General features: G+C 40.1%; 20 protein-coding genes. 15 read left to right on the top strand and 5 right to left on the bottom strand.

Annotated features, from left to right (window positions below; all coding sequences use genetic code 11):
• The first annotated feature begins 109 nt into the window (after positions 1-109).
• From H5117_RS04115 to murA, 7 genes are read left to right on the top strand one after another with little or no spacing between them, the layout of a single operon-like run.
• On the top strand, positions 110-925 hold the full coding sequence (locus H5117_RS04115) for an ATP-binding cassette domain-containing protein (RefSeq protein WP_080945050.1): 816 nt from the start codon (positions 110-112) through the stop codon (positions 923-925).
• Positions 925-1,704 carry a lipid asymmetry maintenance ABC transporter permease subunit MlaE gene (gene mlaE, locus H5117_RS04110; protein WP_002957949.1) on the top strand — a complete coding sequence of 260 codons (780 nt, stop codon included), beginning with the start codon at positions 925-927 and terminating at the stop codon, positions 1,702-1,704. The genes H5117_RS04115 and mlaE overlap by 1 nt, the downstream gene beginning before the upstream one ends.
• Before the next feature lie 13 nt (positions 1,705-1,717).
• Positions 1,718-2,266, top strand: coding sequence for an outer membrane lipid asymmetry maintenance protein MlaD (gene mlaD / locus H5117_RS04105; RefSeq protein WP_002957950.1), 549 nt, complete (start codon positions 1,718-1,720; stop codon positions 2,264-2,266).
• 5 nt (positions 2,267-2,271) lie between these two features.
• On the top strand, positions 2,272-2,952 hold the full coding sequence (locus tag H5117_RS04100) for a phospholipid-binding protein MlaC (protein ID WP_039485391.1): 681 nt from the start codon (positions 2,272-2,274) through the stop codon (positions 2,950-2,952).
• A complete protein-coding gene (locus tag H5117_RS04095; RefSeq protein WP_002957952.1) occupies positions 2,945-3,238 on the top strand; it encodes a lipid asymmetry maintenance protein MlaB in 294 nt (97 codons plus the stop codon). The genes H5117_RS04100 and H5117_RS04095 overlap by 8 nt, the downstream gene beginning before the upstream one ends.
• 5 nt (positions 3,239-3,243) lie before the next feature.
• On the top strand, positions 3,244-3,501 hold the full coding sequence (locus H5117_RS04090; RefSeq protein WP_002957953.1) for a BolA family protein: 258 nt from the start codon (positions 3,244-3,246) through the stop codon (positions 3,499-3,501).
• A 13-nt stretch (positions 3,502-3,514) separates the two neighbouring features.
• Positions 3,515-4,774: a UDP-N-acetylglucosamine 1-carboxyvinyltransferase gene (murA, locus tag H5117_RS04085; RefSeq protein WP_002957954.1), complete on the top strand. Its 1,260-nt coding sequence runs from the start codon at positions 3,515-3,517 to the stop codon at positions 4,772-4,774.
• Between the two features lie 86 nt (positions 4,775-4,860).
• On the opposite strand, the gene H5117_RS04080 is transcribed toward murA, so the two are convergent.
• From H5117_RS04080 to H5117_RS04070, 3 genes are all read right to left on the bottom strand, one after another.
• Positions 4,861-5,943, bottom strand: a complete 1,083-nt coding sequence (locus H5117_RS04080) for a trypsin-like peptidase domain-containing protein (RefSeq protein WP_024595792.1) — start codon at positions 5,941-5,943, stop codon at positions 4,861-4,863.
• 102 nt (positions 5,944-6,045) lie between these two features.
• Positions 6,046-7,398: a Do family serine endopeptidase gene (locus H5117_RS04075; protein ID WP_024606350.1), complete on the bottom strand. Its 1,353-nt coding sequence runs from the start codon at positions 7,396-7,398 to the stop codon at positions 6,046-6,048.
• Positions 7,399-7,527: 129 nt separating this feature from the next.
• On the bottom strand, positions 7,528-7,971 hold the full coding sequence (locus H5117_RS04070) for a YhcB family protein (RefSeq protein WP_002957957.1): 444 nt from the start codon (positions 7,969-7,971) through the stop codon (positions 7,528-7,530).
• Between the two features lie 134 nt (positions 7,972-8,105).
• On the opposite strand from H5117_RS04070, the gene zapE reads away from it, so the two are divergent.
• The 8 genes from zapE (at position 8,106) to H5117_RS04030 (ending at position 14,634) form a co-directional block, all read left to right on the top strand.
• Positions 8,106-9,194 (top strand): cell division protein ZapE, encoded by a 1,089-nt coding sequence (gene zapE / locus H5117_RS04065; protein ID WP_002957958.1) that lies wholly within the window; start codon positions 8,106-8,108, stop codon positions 9,192-9,194.
• A 283-nt stretch (positions 9,195-9,477) separates the two neighbouring features.
• A complete protein-coding gene (gene rplM, locus H5117_RS04060) occupies positions 9,478-9,906 on the top strand; it encodes a 50S ribosomal protein L13 (protein ID WP_002957960.1) in 429 nt (142 codons plus the stop codon).
• An 8-nt stretch (positions 9,907-9,914) separates the two neighbouring features.
• Complete coding sequence (gene rpsI / locus H5117_RS04055) at positions 9,915-10,307, top strand: 30S ribosomal protein S9 (RefSeq protein ID WP_024595789.1); 393 nt, start codon at positions 9,915-9,917, stop codon at positions 10,305-10,307.
• A gap of 581 nt (positions 10,308-10,888) precedes the next feature.
• Entirely contained in the window at positions 10,889-11,479 is a 591-nt protein-coding gene (petA, locus tag H5117_RS04050) for a ubiquinol-cytochrome c reductase iron-sulfur subunit (protein ID WP_002957962.1), read from the top strand.
• Positions 11,479-12,744 carry a cytochrome b N-terminal domain-containing protein gene (locus H5117_RS04045; RefSeq protein ID WP_002957963.1) on the top strand — a complete coding sequence of 422 codons (1,266 nt, stop codon included), beginning with the start codon at positions 11,479-11,481 and terminating at the stop codon, positions 12,742-12,744. Before petA ends, H5117_RS04045 begins: the two co-directional genes overlap by 1 nt.
• Positions 12,741-13,490, top strand: a complete 750-nt coding sequence (locus H5117_RS04040) for a cytochrome c1 (RefSeq protein WP_002957964.1) — start codon at positions 12,741-12,743, stop codon at positions 13,488-13,490. The genes H5117_RS04045 and H5117_RS04040 overlap by 4 nt, the downstream gene beginning before the upstream one ends.
• 80 nt (positions 13,491-13,570) lie before the next feature.
• Positions 13,571-14,197 (top strand): stringent starvation protein SspA, encoded by a 627-nt coding sequence (gene sspA, locus H5117_RS04035; RefSeq protein WP_002957965.1) that lies wholly within the window; start codon positions 13,571-13,573, stop codon positions 14,195-14,197.
• Positions 14,197-14,634 (top strand): ClpXP protease specificity-enhancing factor, encoded by a 438-nt coding sequence (locus H5117_RS04030; RefSeq protein ID WP_002957966.1) that lies wholly within the window; start codon positions 14,197-14,199, stop codon positions 14,632-14,634. The genes sspA and H5117_RS04030 overlap by 1 nt, the downstream gene beginning before the upstream one ends.
• 58 nt (positions 14,635-14,692) lie before the next feature.
• Here H5117_RS04030 and dolP read toward each other — a convergent pair whose 3' ends face one another.
• Positions 14,693-15,259, bottom strand: a complete 567-nt coding sequence (dolP, locus tag H5117_RS04025) for a division/outer membrane stress-associated lipid-binding lipoprotein (RefSeq protein WP_039485369.1) — start codon at positions 15,257-15,259, stop codon at positions 14,693-14,695.
• Positions 15,252-15,845, bottom strand: a complete 594-nt coding sequence (locus tag H5117_RS04020; protein ID WP_002957968.1) for an SIS domain-containing protein — start codon at positions 15,843-15,845, stop codon at positions 15,252-15,254. The genes dolP and H5117_RS04020 overlap by 8 nt, the downstream gene beginning before the upstream one ends.
• Positions 15,846-15,864 lie beyond the last annotated feature (19 nt).

Here is a 15,864-nt window from a genome sequence, read left to right as displayed (position 1 = left end):
TTGAGCGAGTCTTATAATCCTTTTCATGGGTGTATTACAAAATCTTACGAATTGTTTTTTCCATCTTTGACAAAAAAGCTTTAAAATAGGGGCACTAGTGAACATTTTTATGGAGAGCGACTTGTCGCAATCAATAGTAGAAGTCAAGGATGTTAGCTTTTCGAGAGGCAATAGAACCATATATAAAAATATGAGTTTTAGCGTTCCTAAAGGTAAAATTACTGCGATTATGGGGCCAAGCGGAATTGGCAAAACCACTATGTTGCGTTTAATTGGTGGTCAGCTTAAACCAGATTCAGGTGATATTTTATTTGAAGGTGGCAGCATTCCTAAAATGTCTCGTAAAGAGTTATACGAAGCACGTACTAAAATGAGTATGCTTTTTCAAAGTGGTGCGTTGTTTACTGATATGTCGGTATTTGACAATATCGCGTTTCCTATAAGAGAGCACACAAAGCTAAGTGAAGACCTGATTCGATTAGTTGTGTTAATGAAACTGCAAGCGGTTGGACTACGTGGCGCTAAAGATTTAATGCCATCTGAGTTATCCGGCGGTATGGCAAGGCGTGCTGCACTTGCACGCGCTATAGCACTTGATCCAGAGCTAATCATGTACGATGAACCATTTGCAGGGCAAGATCCTATTTCGATGGGCGTATTGGTTAAGCTAATTAAGTCGCTCAACGAAGTATTAGGTTTATCGTCTTTAATCGTGACGCACGATGTAACAGAGGTAATGAGTATTGCCGAACACGTTATAATTATCGCCGATCAAGGGGTAATTGGTTCTGGTACTCCAGATGAAATGCGTAATCATGAATCTCCTTTAGTTCAACAGTTTTTAAAAGGCTTGTCGGATGGTCCTGTACCATTTCATTTTCCGGCTCAGGCTTATGCAGACGAACTACTTGGAGAAAAAGCATAATGTTGGATTTATTTCAAAAGCTAGGGCATAAAACGCTAGGACGCTTTGCGGCCCTTGGTCGTTCTGCTTATATGCTGTTTAGTGCATTAGCGCATGTTCCTAATTTTAAAAAAGGCACACCGTTACTTGTTCGCCAGCTCTATATGGTTGGTTCGCAATCGTTACTCATTATTATGGTGTCGGGTTTGTTTATCGGTATGGTGTTGGCTTTACAAGGTTACACCGTATTGGTTGGTTATGGCGCTGAGGATAGTTTAGGGCCGTTAGTGGCACTGAGCTTATTGCGAGAACTAGGCCCGGTTGTTACTGCATTATTATTTGCAGGACGCGCAGGTAGCGCTTTGACCGCTGAAATTGGCTTAATGAAAGCTACAGAGCAACTTTCATCACTTGAGATGATGGCAATCGATCCGCTAAAACGTATTATTGCACCGCGCTTTTGGGCGGGTTTTATAAGCATGCCATTGCTTGCATTGATATTTTCAGCTGTAGCAATTATAGGCGCTCATTTAGTGGGGGTAGATTGGCTGGGAGTTGATACAGGTAGTTTTTGGTCAATCATGCAATCGCAAGTGTCGTTTCAGCAAGACATACTAAACGGTATTATTAAAAGCTTTGTATTTGCCATAGTGGTGACCTGGATTGCGCTTTATAAAGGATATGACTGTGTGCCGACCTCAGAAGGGATCAGCAAAGCAACCACCGAAACGGTTGTTCATTCGTCATTAGCAGTTTTAGGTTTTGACTTTATTTTGACAGCGGTAATGTTTACCAGCTAATAGGGTATAGATAATGAATTCACGGAAATTAGAAATTTTAGTTGGTTTTTTTGTAGCACTTGGCATTTTAGCTTTTGCGATGCTTGCACTTAAAGTTGCCAATTCAGGTATTAGTGGCTCTGGCGAAACATATACGCTTAATGCCAAGTTTGAAAACATCGGCTCGTTAAAAGCGCGTGCGCCAGTAAAAGTAGGTGGTGTTGTAATTGGCCGTGTTGAATCAATTTATGTTCACCCACAAGAGTTTTTACCAGTCGTTAATATGACCATTGACGCACAGTACTTATGTCGTTTTTCAGACACAAGCTCAATCTCTATTTTAACGTCGGGTATTTTAGGTGAGCAGTACTTAGGTATTCACCCTGTAATTTCTCCAGATTCTGCTAAGCAACGTTGTTTAGGCGAAACAGTGACAGAAAACAAGCAAGATGAAGCAATTGACGATTTATTTGGTGTGGAAAGTAAAGCACTAGGTGATGGCGATTCAATCACTGATACTAAGTCTGCCATTGTACTTGAAGAATTAATCGGGCAGTTTTTATTCAACCAAGGTAGTGAGTAATTATTATGTTGAAAAAGTTTTTAGCTATTGTAGCAATTGGCACAATGACGCTAACTCAAAGCGTAAGTGCAGCAGATGTGAAATTAGTCGATCCTAATAAAATGGTACGCCAAGTTGCCGATAATACATTTGCGCGCATTAAAAAAGATCAGCCATTAATTGTTAAAGATCAGGAATACCTTCGCGTAATAGTTGAAGAAGAATTAATGCCTTATATCGACTATAAATATGCAGCACTTCGTGTACTTGGCAGTGAAGTATCTAAAGTTCGTGCAATTACCGACGAGGCTGAAAAGGCCAAAGCAATTAAAGAAATTCAACGCTTTATTGGTGTATTTAGAGAGTACTTAGTTGCTACTTATGCAGGTGTATTTACTCAATACACAAACCAGAAAGTTGAGTTTGGTGCAGAGCAAGCGTTTAAAGGTAAAGACGTCGTTGTTGTTAAGACTAAAATTATTGAAGACGGTAAACCTGATATCAGAATCGATTTTAAAGTACGCGAAGACCGCGACGGTGAATGGCGCGCGTACGATATGATTGCCGAAGGTATTAGTTTACTGGATGCAAAGCAAAGCGAGCTGCAAGGTATTTTGCGTCAGCAAGGTATTGATAATGTAAGTAACCTTTTAGAGCAAAAGAGTCAGCTACCAGTTCAGTTTAGAGGCAGTAACTCGAATGACTAAATTGGCAATAAGCCAAGTTGATGGACAACATTTTGGAGTAAGCGGTGAGCTTACTCGAAATTCAATTGGCGATGAACAGCTTCTGAACAATAAGTTATTAACTAAGCATAAAATCATCTATTTCGACCTAAGTGGAGTATCAAGGGTTGACACAGCTGGCTTAGCTTGGTTAATTCACTCTTTTGCAGAATTAAAGCAGCAAGGCATTCGCCTTGAATTGCAAAACCTACCTGAGCAATTGCAAAATTTAATGCAATTGGGTCAGGTTACAACCCTATTTGAGTGAGAGTTATGGAAACTAGCCAAGTCGAAACATTATTACGCGAAGAACTTCAATTAGCTGAAGTACATGTAAAAGCCAATGGTAGTCATTATGAAGTTGTTGCAGTAGGCGAATGCTTTGACGGTTTAAGCCGAGTTAAAAAGCAGCAGCTAGTTTATGGTCCATTAATGAATACAATTTCAGATGGGACAATTCACGCAGTATCTATTCGTGCATTTACTCCTGTAGAGTGGAAGCGTGAACAAAAATTCATTTTACCGCAATAACTAGGGCCTCCTAATGGATCAATTTGTAATTCAAGGTGGCACTTCACTTGCTGGTGAAGTGACTATTTCGGGCGCTAAAAATGCCGCACTTCCTATCTTATTTGCTTCACTATTAGCTGATGGTAAAAGTATATTTACTAATGTACCGCGTCTTCGCGACATAGTGACTACTGAAGCCTTATTAAAAACTTTAGGTGCAGATGTTAATTGGCAGGGCGATACGCTAGTAATTGACGGTGCAACGGTTAATAAAACATTAGCGCCTTACGACTTAGTAAAGCAAATGCGCGCCTCTGTGCTTGCATTAGGCCCTCTAGTTGCACGTTTTGGTGAGGCTCAAGTGTCTTTACCTGGTGGGTGCGCTATTGGTGCTCGCCCTGTTGATATCCATATTCAAGGTTTGGAGCGCATGGGCGCACAAATAAACGTTGAAAATGGTTATATTAATGCCAAGGTTAATGGTCGCTTAAAAGGCGCTGAAATTTTTATGGAAATGGTAAGCGTAGGTGCTACCGAAAACCTATTAATGGCAGCGGCCCTCGCTGATGGTAAAACCATACTTGATAATGCGGCACGCGAGCCTGAAATAATTGATTTAGCTAACTGCCTAATTGCTATGGGCGCTAAAATCACAGGTGCAGGTACTAGCCGCATTGAAGTTGAAGGCGTTGAGCGTTTAGCTGGCTGTGAACACAGTATTTTACCTGACCGAATTGAAACTGGGACGTTTTTAGTCGCAGCAGCAATGGCTGGCGGTGAAGTACTTTGTAAAAATACAGACTTTCATTCTCTTGAGCCTGTGATTGAAAAGCTACGTGCTACGAATGCGCACCTAGAAGTACATAACGATAGTATTTATCTTGATATGCGCGGCCGAGAACTTAAAGCCGTGAATATTAAAACAGCTCCACACCCAGGTTTTCCTACGGATATGCAAGCTCAGTTTACAGCATTGAATGTAGTAGCAAATGGTAGTGCAACGATCACAGAAACGATTTTTGAAAACCGTTTTATGCATGTACCAGAGTTGCAGCGTATGGGCGCTAATATTCGTTTAGAAGGGCATACCGCAATTTGTGGTGAGACTGAAAGCTTAACGGGTGCGCAAGTGATGGCAACCGATTTACGCGCTTCAGCTAGCTTAATTTTAACGGGTATAGTGGCACAGGGTGAAACGGTTGTTGACCGTATTTATCACGTTGATAGAGGCTATCAGCGCATTGAAGATAAGCTAAGTGCGTTGGGTGCAAACATTAAACGTAGAAGTAGCTAAGTAGATAACTAGTTAAGCTATTTAAAAAAGGTCGGATACGCAAATTGCTATCCGACCTTTTTATTGACGATTGGTATTACTCTTTATTAGAGCTTTGTTTCAAGCTCAGCTACCACCACCATGATTTTTTCTATTTTGCCATCTCTGTATAGCTCAAATTCTATTTCTTTACCGGGCTCCGTATTACCTATTTTTTCAAGCACTTTTTGTGGGTTTGCTACCGAAAGCCCTGCAATTTTAATGACGATATCTTGCTCTTCAATACCCGCTTGCCATGCTGGCCCCAAAGGGTCTAAATTAGTAATGCGCATGCCGGTAACCGGCGTTAGGCTGTCGTTTACTTCTTTACCCGTACTATCTACTGCTGTGCCTTCAAAGCCTAAATAGCCGCGCACAACCCGACCGTGACGAATGAGTTTACCCATCACTTTTTTAGCAAGTGAGTAAGGAACCGCAAAAAATATTCCTTGAATATTCAAGTTCTCACGCGTTTTAAATTGTGCAGAAGTAATGCCGACTAAATCACCATTGGAGTTAACTAATGCGCCGCCGGAGTTGCCCACGTTAATAGCTGCATCCATTTGCAATAAGTTATTGTAAGGGCTATCTGTAATTTTTTGCTTACCCGTTGCACTAATAATGCCTTGAGTGATTGTTTGCCCTAAGTTAAGCGGGTTGCCTATAGCAAGTACAACATCGCCTACATTTGATACATAGCTATCGTTTACGGGAATCACCGGGAGGTGATCTGCATTGATTTTAAGTAAGGCTAAATCAGTAATGGTATCAAAACCAATTAGTTGCACATCAAAAAATCGTCGGCCATCGGTTAAGATAACCATAATTTGGTCTGCATTATTCACAACATGGTAGTTAGTAAGAATATAACCGTCCTGCGACATAATGACGCCAGAGCCTAGCTCTTGTACCGTGTTTTTTCTTTTATAACGAGGTTCTTTGGAAATGCTTTCTGAAAAAATAGTAACTACAGAAGGAGCTGCTCGTTTAACTGCATCAGAAAAACTCAAGTGACTCGCACTCATCGCGCTTGGAAGGGGAACATTAGGAAGTAAGGCGGCTCGCATATTAGGGCTGAAAAAAACCACTAAAAAAGCAATACTTAGACCTGCAAATAAAGGGGGAAGAATAAATTTTATTAATTTCAGCACAGTTTTCTTATTATGTAAGTGAGCAATCTCTTTATGATGACATAAAAAAAATAACAGCGGCAAGTGCCACTGTTATTTTTATTACATTAATAGTGCTATTTATTACTGAATTAAAATAAATATAGACTCACGACCACGTTGCACGCCAAGTACGATATTACCTTTAGTGTTTTCGATAATCTTATTCATATCACGAATAGTCTCTACTCGTTGGCGATTCACTTGCATAATAATATCACCTTCTTCAAGGCCAACACGGGCAGAAGGTGAGCGAGGGTCTACAGACGTAACCTCAACACCTTTATTACTATTTTTTTGCACGTTTTCAAGTGTCGCGCCTTGGAACGCAGGATGCAGCTCTTCGCCTGTCGCTGTAACACCTGATGCACCATCAAGAGTTACTTTTACCGTTTTAATTTTACCATCGCGGTAAATACCTAGTTTTATTTCGCGGCCTTCACCTAGCGTAGCAATTTTGCTGCGCAGCTCGTGGAAACCACTAATATCACCGCCATTAATGCTAACAATTACGTCACCTGCTTTTATACCTGCTTTACTTGCAGCAGTGTCGTCCATTACTTGCATTACATAAGCACCTTGTTTAACGTCAAGTTGCTGCGCTTTAGCAAGGCCTGCATCAAGTGGGCGGCCAGAGATACCCAGCGAACCTCGGCGTACTTCACCGTGTTCAACAATTTGATCAACTAAGTTTTTCATCATGTTTGATGGAATGGCAAAACCAATACCCACGTTACCGCCAGAAGCACCTAAAATCGCAGTGTTAATACCAATCAATTCACCGTTTAAGTTAACTAATGCACCACCAGAGTTGCCTTGGTTAATAGCAGCATCGGTTTGAATGAAATCTTCGTAGCCCTCAATATTTAAACCACTACGACCAAGAGCACTAACAATACCAGATGTAACTGTGTGGCTAAGTCCAAATGGGTTACCAATAGCAACAGCAAAGTCGCCCACTCGTAAACTGTCTGAATTTGCGAGTTTTATTTCAGTTAAGTCATCAGCGTCTATTTGTAAAAGAGCGATGTCTGATTCTGTATCAGTACCAATTTTAGTTGCTTCAAATTCACGGCCATCTTCGAGGGTTACTACCATTTTTTCGGCATCTTGGATTACGTGATTATTAGTGACTACATAACCCTCATCAGCATCAATAATCACCCCAGAGCCTAATCCACTAAATTGACGCTTTTGACTGCGAGGCTGTTGCTGTCCAAAAAAGTATTCAAGCGGATCTGCACGGCGGCGTACTTCTTTTGAGCCTGAAACTTGGATACTTACAACACCTGGAGATATTTTCTCTAGCATGGGGGCAAGAGTTGGTAGTTGTTGACCATTTACTGCAATTGGCATTTTTGCATAAGACGCTACTGGGCTCATTAACAAGCTTGTAGATAAAATAGCTGCGCTGATAAGTGATAATTTCATTTTCATAGTCAGGGGTAACTCCACTTAAGATAAAGCAAAACAAAAAGGGCTACTTTACAGCAGCCCTTTTCGGTTTATTAAGATAAAACAACAAAGCTGTTATATCTAAAGACTATGGGGTCAAAAAAAAGTTCATCAAGATGCTTTAGAATGTTCTGAAACTTTATTTTGACCAGCAAATAAACCTGATTCACCTGATACATAATCAGCTGGTTGTGCTGCGGCTGTAGAACGATCGCATTGACGCTCTTTTAATGAAGCCTGCAGTTGTTCTGTTGTTTCTTTTGAAAAGAATGGTTCAGCTGGTGCTTTATTTCTATCTTCTAGAAGAAGCTGGTTTGTTTCTTCAACGTGACTAAGCAGTTGATCATAGTTTTCTTTCATTTTATTTACGAGCTTACCAGTATTCGCTAAATGATCAGCTACATCTTGGCGATACTGCTCTAACGCATTTTCAGCTTGCTCTGCTTGCTCTTTTAATTCATCTTGTTTGAACTGTTTTTTAGTAACAAATGCGCCAATAAAAAATGCTACAACAGCAACAATAACAATCAAACCTACCCACATAACTGTGCCCATAAAAACTACCCCTTTGGGAAAATAACTAACGAATGCCGATTCAATTATAAATCATACTAAGTGTAATATACCCCGAGTTATGATGCGTGTTAATATGCTTTGCAAATTAAACTGTGTTTTAACTGTAAATAGATATGACTCCTTGGCAAACATACCAACAAGACTTAAAGCGAGATGACTTTGTACACGACGCAGCACAAGAAAATGCTGTGCGCCATTTACAACGTCTATACGATGACCTAACTCAGACAAAGCCAAAACAAAAAGGCTTTTTTGCTAAGCTATTTAGTAAAGAAGAACCTGCGCCTGTAAAAGGTTTGTACTTTTGGGGGGGAGTAGGGCGTGGTAAAACTTATTTAGTTGACACTTTTTACGAATCATTACCGGGCACACGTAAAATGCGTGTGCACTTTCATCGATTTATGCACCGAGTGCATAACGAGCTTAAAAAGCTAAATAATACGGCTAATCCATTAGAAAAAATTGCTGACACTTTTAAAGCAGAAACAGACATTATTTGCTTTGATGAGTTTTTTGTACAAGACATTACTGATGCCATGCTATTAGGTGGCTTAATGGAAGCGCTATTTGCACGGGGCATAGTACTTGTAGCAACCTCTAATATAGTGCCAGATGAACTTTACAGAAATGGCTTACAGCGAGCTCGTTTTATGCCAGCTATTGAGCTTGTTAAAAAAAATACCGAGATAGTTAATGTAGATTCAGGTATCGATTATCGCTTACGTACTTTAGAGCAAGCTGAAATTTTTCATAGTCCGTTAGATGAAGATGCGGATAAAAACCTATTTGAGTACTTCGATAAGTTATCGCCAGAGCCAGGGCAATTAGATGAGCCGATAGAGATAGAAGGGCGAAAAATCAAAACGCGTAAAGTAGCTAAATGCGTTGTGATGTTTGAGTTTAGTGAATTGTGCGAAACAGCACGTAGCCAGGTCGATTACATGGAGATTAGCCGCTTATACAATACGGTGATTATTTCTAACGTAAAACAGCTAGGTCAAACTAATGATGATGCTGCTAGACGTTTTATTGCTTTAGTGGATGAATTTTACGAGCGCCATGTAACTTTAATTATATCGGCTGAAAAACCTATTACCGAACTTTATACCCAAGGTAATTTAAATTTTGAATTTAAGCGTTGTATTAGTCGTTTACAAGAAATGCAATCCTTAGAATATTTAGCTAGAGAGCATTTAGTTTAAATAAGTAAGTAAATGTGTAATAGGGCAACTATAAAAAAAGAGGTACATATATAGTACTTCTTATTTCTGAAATTTCTTGTGGAAAAAACAACCGGCGAGTAGCAATGTGTTTTAAGTGCTGGTATACTCCCGCGTCTGCCACGTTGCGTTCTATGTCCTCATATAGTCTAGCCACTTGTGAGCGGCGCAAAAGTCTAAAACTCGAAGGGGTTATAGCAAACTTAGAGCAGTAGTTAATATTAACTACTTGTGGTTTTAATTGAAAAACATTGGATTTTTATAAATGAAAACGTTTGTTGCTAAACCAGAAACAGTAAAACGTGACTGGTACGTAGTTGACGCTGAAGGTAAAACTTTAGGTCGCATCGCTACTGAAATCGCTCACCGCCTACGCGGTAAGCATAAAGCTGAATACACTCCTCACGTAGATACTGGTGATTACATCATCGTTATCAACGCTGAAAAAGTTACTGTAACTGGTAACAAATTCAAAGATAAAGTGTACTACGCTCACTCTGGTTTTCCAGGTGGCCTTAAGTCTACTACTTTTGATAAACTTCAAGCTGCAAAGCCTGAAATGATCATCGAGAAAGCTGTAAAAGGCATGTTGCCACGTGGTCCTTTAGGCCGCGCTATGTACCGTAAACTTAAAGTTTACGCAGGTACTGAGCATAATCATGCTGCACAACAGCCTCAGGTTCTAGACATTTAAGGAGCACCATCATGGCAAATCAATACTACGGTACAGGTCGTCGTAAAAGTTCAAGTGCTCGCGTATTCTTACGCCCAGGCACTGGTAACATCGTAATCAACAAACGCTCTCTAGAAGAGTATTTTGGTCGCGAAACAGCACGCATGGTTGTTCATCAAGCTCTTGAGCTAGTTGATATGACTGAAAAATTTGACCTTTACATCACCGTTTCTGGTGGTGGTACAACTGGTCAAGCTGGTGCTATCCGTCACGGTATCACTCGTGCACTTATGGAGTTTGACGAGTCACTACGTCCACAACTTCGTAAAGCAGGTTTTGTTACACGTGATGCACGTAAAGTTGAACGTAAGAAAGTGGGTCTTAAGAAAGCGCGTAAGCGTCCACAGTTCTCAAAACGTTAATCTATACGTTATCAAGAATTCAAAAACCCAGCTTATGCTGGGTTTTTTGTTTTCAAATCAAAAAGTTTACATTTGCTACTTAATTTAAATTTGTTTATAGCGGTCGCCATACTTGGTATTGCTGTAATTAATGATGATCAAATTTATTAATAACTGCGTATTAATCGAACGAAAGTTAAAAAACACTCAGATAGCTGCAAAAAAGTTAAATAATTATCGTAATTAGTTTAAATCCATCAGTTAATTGGTGGAATTTTTTGCTACAATTGGCGTGGAAGTAAAATGAGTGAGTTTAACGACACTATGTACAGTTTTTACTGTTTCCTCTTAGTGGTGTTGATCTCGGTCAGTATATTGTTTTTACAGAAGCGTTATTATAGTCGTTCGGCTTTATTCTCGAGCTAGCTTAATCAAATTTTTGATCAAGTCAGGTTTATTCGAGCATAGGGCTTTGAATAACCTTGTTTTAATCAAGGGTTTTAATTATGATCGCTTCTATTTTAAAAATTTCGAATAATTAACCTGCTGTAACTGATGTTCTCAATATAGCAAGTGTTGAGAATCATAGTGGAGATAAGTGGATGAGCAATGCGCCTGTAGACAATGGCCGACGTCGCTTTTTAACCATAGCTACCTCTGTTGTAGGTGGTGTTGGTGCGGCTGGGGCTGCTGTTCCTTTTATTGCGTCTTGGAATCCAAGTGAGCGAGCTAAATCTGCGGGTGCGCCTGTAGAAGTAGATATCAGCAAACTTGAGCCTGGACAATTAATACGTGTCGAGTGGCGTGGTAAACCTGTATGGGTTGTATCACGTACCCCAAAAATGCTTGAGCAGATGAAAGAACATGAAGGTCAACTTCGTGATCCGCAATCGCAAGAGCCACAACAATTAGAATCATCAACAAATGATTACCGTTCATTACGTCCAGAAATATTTTTGGCTGTAGGTATTTGTACGCATTTAGGATGTTCACCAGGCTTTTTACAAGGTAATTTTGGTGAGAAAGTAGAAGGGACTGATGACGGTTTCTACTGCCCGTGCCACGGTTCTAAATTTGATATGGCTGGTCGAGTATTTCAATCGGTACCTGCACCATTAAACTTAGAAATACCACCTTATACTTTTCTAGATGACACCACTATTTTAGTGGGCGAAGAAAGAGGGGTAGCCTAATGTTTGGTAAGATTATTGGTTGGATAGACGACCGAATCCCAATGACACGTGTTTGGAACATGCACATTGCACAGTATCCAGCACCTAAAAACTTTAACTTCTGGTACTTTTTTGGCTCACTAGCCATGTTAGTACTAGTAAACCAAATCCTAACAGGTATTTGGTTAACGATGAACTTTGTTCCGTCTGCTGAAGGTGCTTTTGCCTCGGTAGAGTACATCATGCGTGATGTAGAATATGGCTGGTTACTACGTTACTTGCACTCAACAGGTGCATCAGCGTTTTTCATCGTTGTATATATGCATATGTTCCGTGGCATGATCTACGGTTCTTACCAAAAACCGCGTGAATTACTGTGGTTATTTGGTATGTTCATTTTCTTAGCGCTAATGGCTGAAGCATTCATGGGATACTTATTACCATGGGGCCAAATGTCGTTCTGGGGCGCACAAGTAATCATTTCATTATTCGGTGCTATTCCGGTTATTGGTGATGACTTAACACTTTGGATCCGTGGTGACTACGTAATATCAGGTGCAACGCTTAATCGCTTCTTTGCATTACATGTAATTGCACTACCACTGGTTATTGTAATCTTAGTTTTCTTACACATTGTTGCTCTACACGAAGTGGGTTCAAATAACCCTGAAGGTATTGAGATTAAACGTAAGAAAGGCTCAGTAGCTGAAGAAGATAAGCCTAAATTTAAATTCCACGAGTATTACACTAACAAAAAAGACATTGTTGATGCGATACCGTTCCACCCTTACTACACAGTTAAAGATATTGTGGGTGTGGTTGGTTTCTTAATACTGTTTTGTTGGGTTGTGTTCTTTATGCCGGCGATGAATGGCTTCTTTTTAGAAGGTCCAAACTTCGAGGCAGCTAACCCACTTAAAACACCTGAGCATATTTTCCCGGTTTGGTACTTTACGCCATTCTATGCAATCTTACGTGCAATCCCTGATAAGTTAATCGGTGTTGCGGCGATGGGTGCATCGATTGTAGTACTTGCATTACTACCTTGGATAGACCGTGGTAGAGTTAAATCGGTTCGTTACCGTTGTGGTTTCCATAAATGGAACATTGCAGGCTTTGTTGTAACTTTCGTTCTTCTTGGTTGGGTGGGTGCAACTCCACAAACTGATATGAAAACGATTATTTCTCAAATCTGTACTGTGACTTACTTTATGTTCTTCGTACTGTTGTTTGTATACAGTAAGAACGAAAAAACTAAGCCATTGCCAGAGAGGTTAACGAAATGATGAAGAAGCTTATTATTGGTTTATTTGCTTTATCAGTAAACTTGTTGCCTAACATGGTTATGGCAGCAGGTCCGTCGGTTCCTTTAATGGAAGCGAATAACGACCTTACTGATCAACCATCTTTACAACGCGGTGCAAAGTTGTTCATGAACTACTGTCTTGGTTGTCACCAAATGCAGTATCAACGTTATGAGCGTACTTTTCGTGATATCGGTATCCCAACAGAAGTTGGTTTAGAGCAGTTAATTTTTGACGGCTCTAAAGTAGGTAGCCATATCACCAACGCAATTACAAAAGACGATGCAGCAAAATGGTTTGGTGCGGCTCCGCCGGATTTAACTCTAATTGCACGTGTAAAATCACCAGATTATATTTACACGTACCTAAAATCGTTTTATAAAGATGAATCTCGCCCGTTTGGAGTTAACAATATTGTTTTTCCATCGGTAGGTATGCCTCATGTTCTTCAAGAACTACAAGGTTTACCAACGCCTATCACTAAAGAAGTAGAAGAACATGGCCACACTGTGACCAAAGTTATTGCTACTGAAACTGATGGTACGGGTGAATTAAGCGTAGATGAATACGACCAAGCGGCTCGTGATTTAACAAACTTCCTTGAGTACGTGGGTGAACCTTCACGTCTTGAATCGGAAGCACTAGGTATTAAGGTAATAGGATTCTTAATAATTCTATTTATCTTGGCATTTATGCTTAAGAAAGAATACTGGAGAGATGTTCATTAACTTGAACATTTTTAAAGGTAATTTTGCAATAGGGGCTTAAGCCCCTTTTGCTGTTTTAGTTATTTAATGGAGGTATAGGCATGGCCGTAGCTGCCAATAAGCGCCCTGTAATGACCCTTTTTTCTGGTGCTAACTGTATGTATAGCCACCAAGTACGTATTGTACTTGCGGAAAAAGGTGTAAGTGTAGATATTCATTTGGCTGAAAAAGATAACTTGCCAGAAGCACTTCACGAAATTAACCCTTACGGCACAGTGCCAACACTGATTGACCGTGAGCTTGGTTTATACCAGGCAAACATCATCATGGAATACCTTGATGAGCGTTTTCCTCATCCTCCACTAATGCCTGTTTACCCGGTAATGCGTGGTCGTAGCCGCTTAATGATGCATCGTATTGATACTGACTGGTACAGCCTAGCTGACAAAATCAGTAACAACACGTCAGATGCTGCTCAAGCTCGTAAAGAGCTAACAGAAGCATTACTTGCTGTAGCACCTATTTTTAGCGAAGCACCTTACTTTATGAGTGAAGAGTTTAGCTTAGTAGATTGTTATTTAGCTCCACTATTATGGCGTTTACCAGAGTTTGGTATTGAGCTTAATGGTGCAGGTTCTAAAGAGCTTAAAGAGTACATGATCCGTTTATTTGAACGTGAGTCATTCCAAGCCTCTTTAACTGAAGCTGAGCGTGAGATCCGTTTATAATGACGCCTAATCGTCCTTATTTATTACGTGCTTTTTTTGATTGGATAGTCGATAACGAGTGTACACCGCATTTAGTGGTAGACGCTGGGTTTGCAAATGTACAAGTGCCAACACAGTTTGTTCAAGACGGACAAATTGTTTTAAACATAAGTCCATCAGCGGTCACACAGTTTTCGTTAGACTTAACCCAACTTAGCTTCAATGCGCGCTTTGGTGGTCAGCCAATGCAAGTGTATGTGCCTCTAGGTGCTGTGCTTGCAATATACGCGCGTGAAAATGGCGAAGGAACAGTCTTTACTGCAGATGAGTTTTTAGAGGACGAAGACGATTTTGTGCCTGAGCTTGAAAGTGTTGATTCATCAGCTGAATTTATTGATGAAACACCACCAGAAAAGCCACAGAAGAAAAAAGGCTCTCATTTACGCGTTATTAAATAATAAGTAAATGCAAAAAAAAACCGCTTAATAAGCGGTTTTTTTATGTCTGTATTTTACTTTACATATATTCGAATACTTTAATTACACGCTCTACGCCAGATACATTTCGGGCAATGTTTACAGCTTGAGTAGACTCAGAGTCAGATACTAAACCCATTAAAAATACTTCAGCGTTTTCAGTAACTACTTTAATGTTATTACTGCTAATGTCTTTTGCTGTTAGTAGCTGAGCTTTTACTTTAGAAGTTAACCAAGAGTCATGCGTTTGTGTAGTAATACCAATATTTGAGCCAATACGAATTTGGTTATGTATCTTACGAATACCTGAAACGCCCTCAATGGTGCGCTGCGCTTCGTTTCTCATTTCTTCATTAGATACTTGGCCTACAAGTAAAACAATACCGTTAACGCTTACAGCGCTTATATTGGCAAACTTTTCAAGGCGTTCTACTTCGCTAAGTGCAATACTGGCTTTTATTTCAATATTGTTATCGTCAATTTGAGAGCCAATGGTACGGCGATCGTTCGCTGCAGTTACTGCACTGGCTGTACCTGCAACAACAGCAGCTGCGCAGCCTTGTAGTAATACAACAGTACCTAAAACAATAAGAGAGCGTTTAAACATAATTTTCATCCTGAGGGAAAAGCGTTAAATCAACAAGTTCGCTTAAACAATGTAAGTTAACTAAATGGGATTCGATAATGCGGCTAGGGCGTTTAGATGGGGATCTAATTTCAACATCGTTAGGGCCAAGTAGGCCAACCAACTCGCCACCATCATCACCAACCATAACTATGACCTTCATATCTTTAGTTAGTGCAGCTTCAACGGCAGAAATAACATGTTTTTCGTTACCGTTAATAGCCAGTACAAGCAATAAATCACCTTGCTGAGCAAAAGCGCGGACTTGGCGAGCAAATGTATCGTGATCGTCTACCTGAGTACTTTGCCCAAGATTAACGTTTTCTTGCGATAGAGCGATTGCCGGCAAACAAGGACGCTCGGTTTCATAGTGATTAACCAATACTCCCGCCATGTGCTGGGCGAGCATGTGGCAATTTGCAGTACCGCAGCAAATGAGTTTATTTCCGTTGATCAGACTTTGTGCAATAGTAAATGCAGCTGACTCAAGCGCACTAGGTAGCACTTCACCAGCAGCGATTTGAACTTGAATGCTTTCTGTAAAAATTTCTTTAATTGTGTCTTGCATAGCCTACCAATAATTTATC

This window comes from Pseudoalteromonas sp. SG45-1, assembly GCF_014164135.1.
GTDB lineage: Bacteria > Pseudomonadota > Gammaproteobacteria > Enterobacterales > Alteromonadaceae > Pseudoalteromonas > Pseudoalteromonas distincta.
Note: the sequence above shows the minus strand (reverse complement) of the source record. Positions and strands in the feature narration are given on the sequence as shown.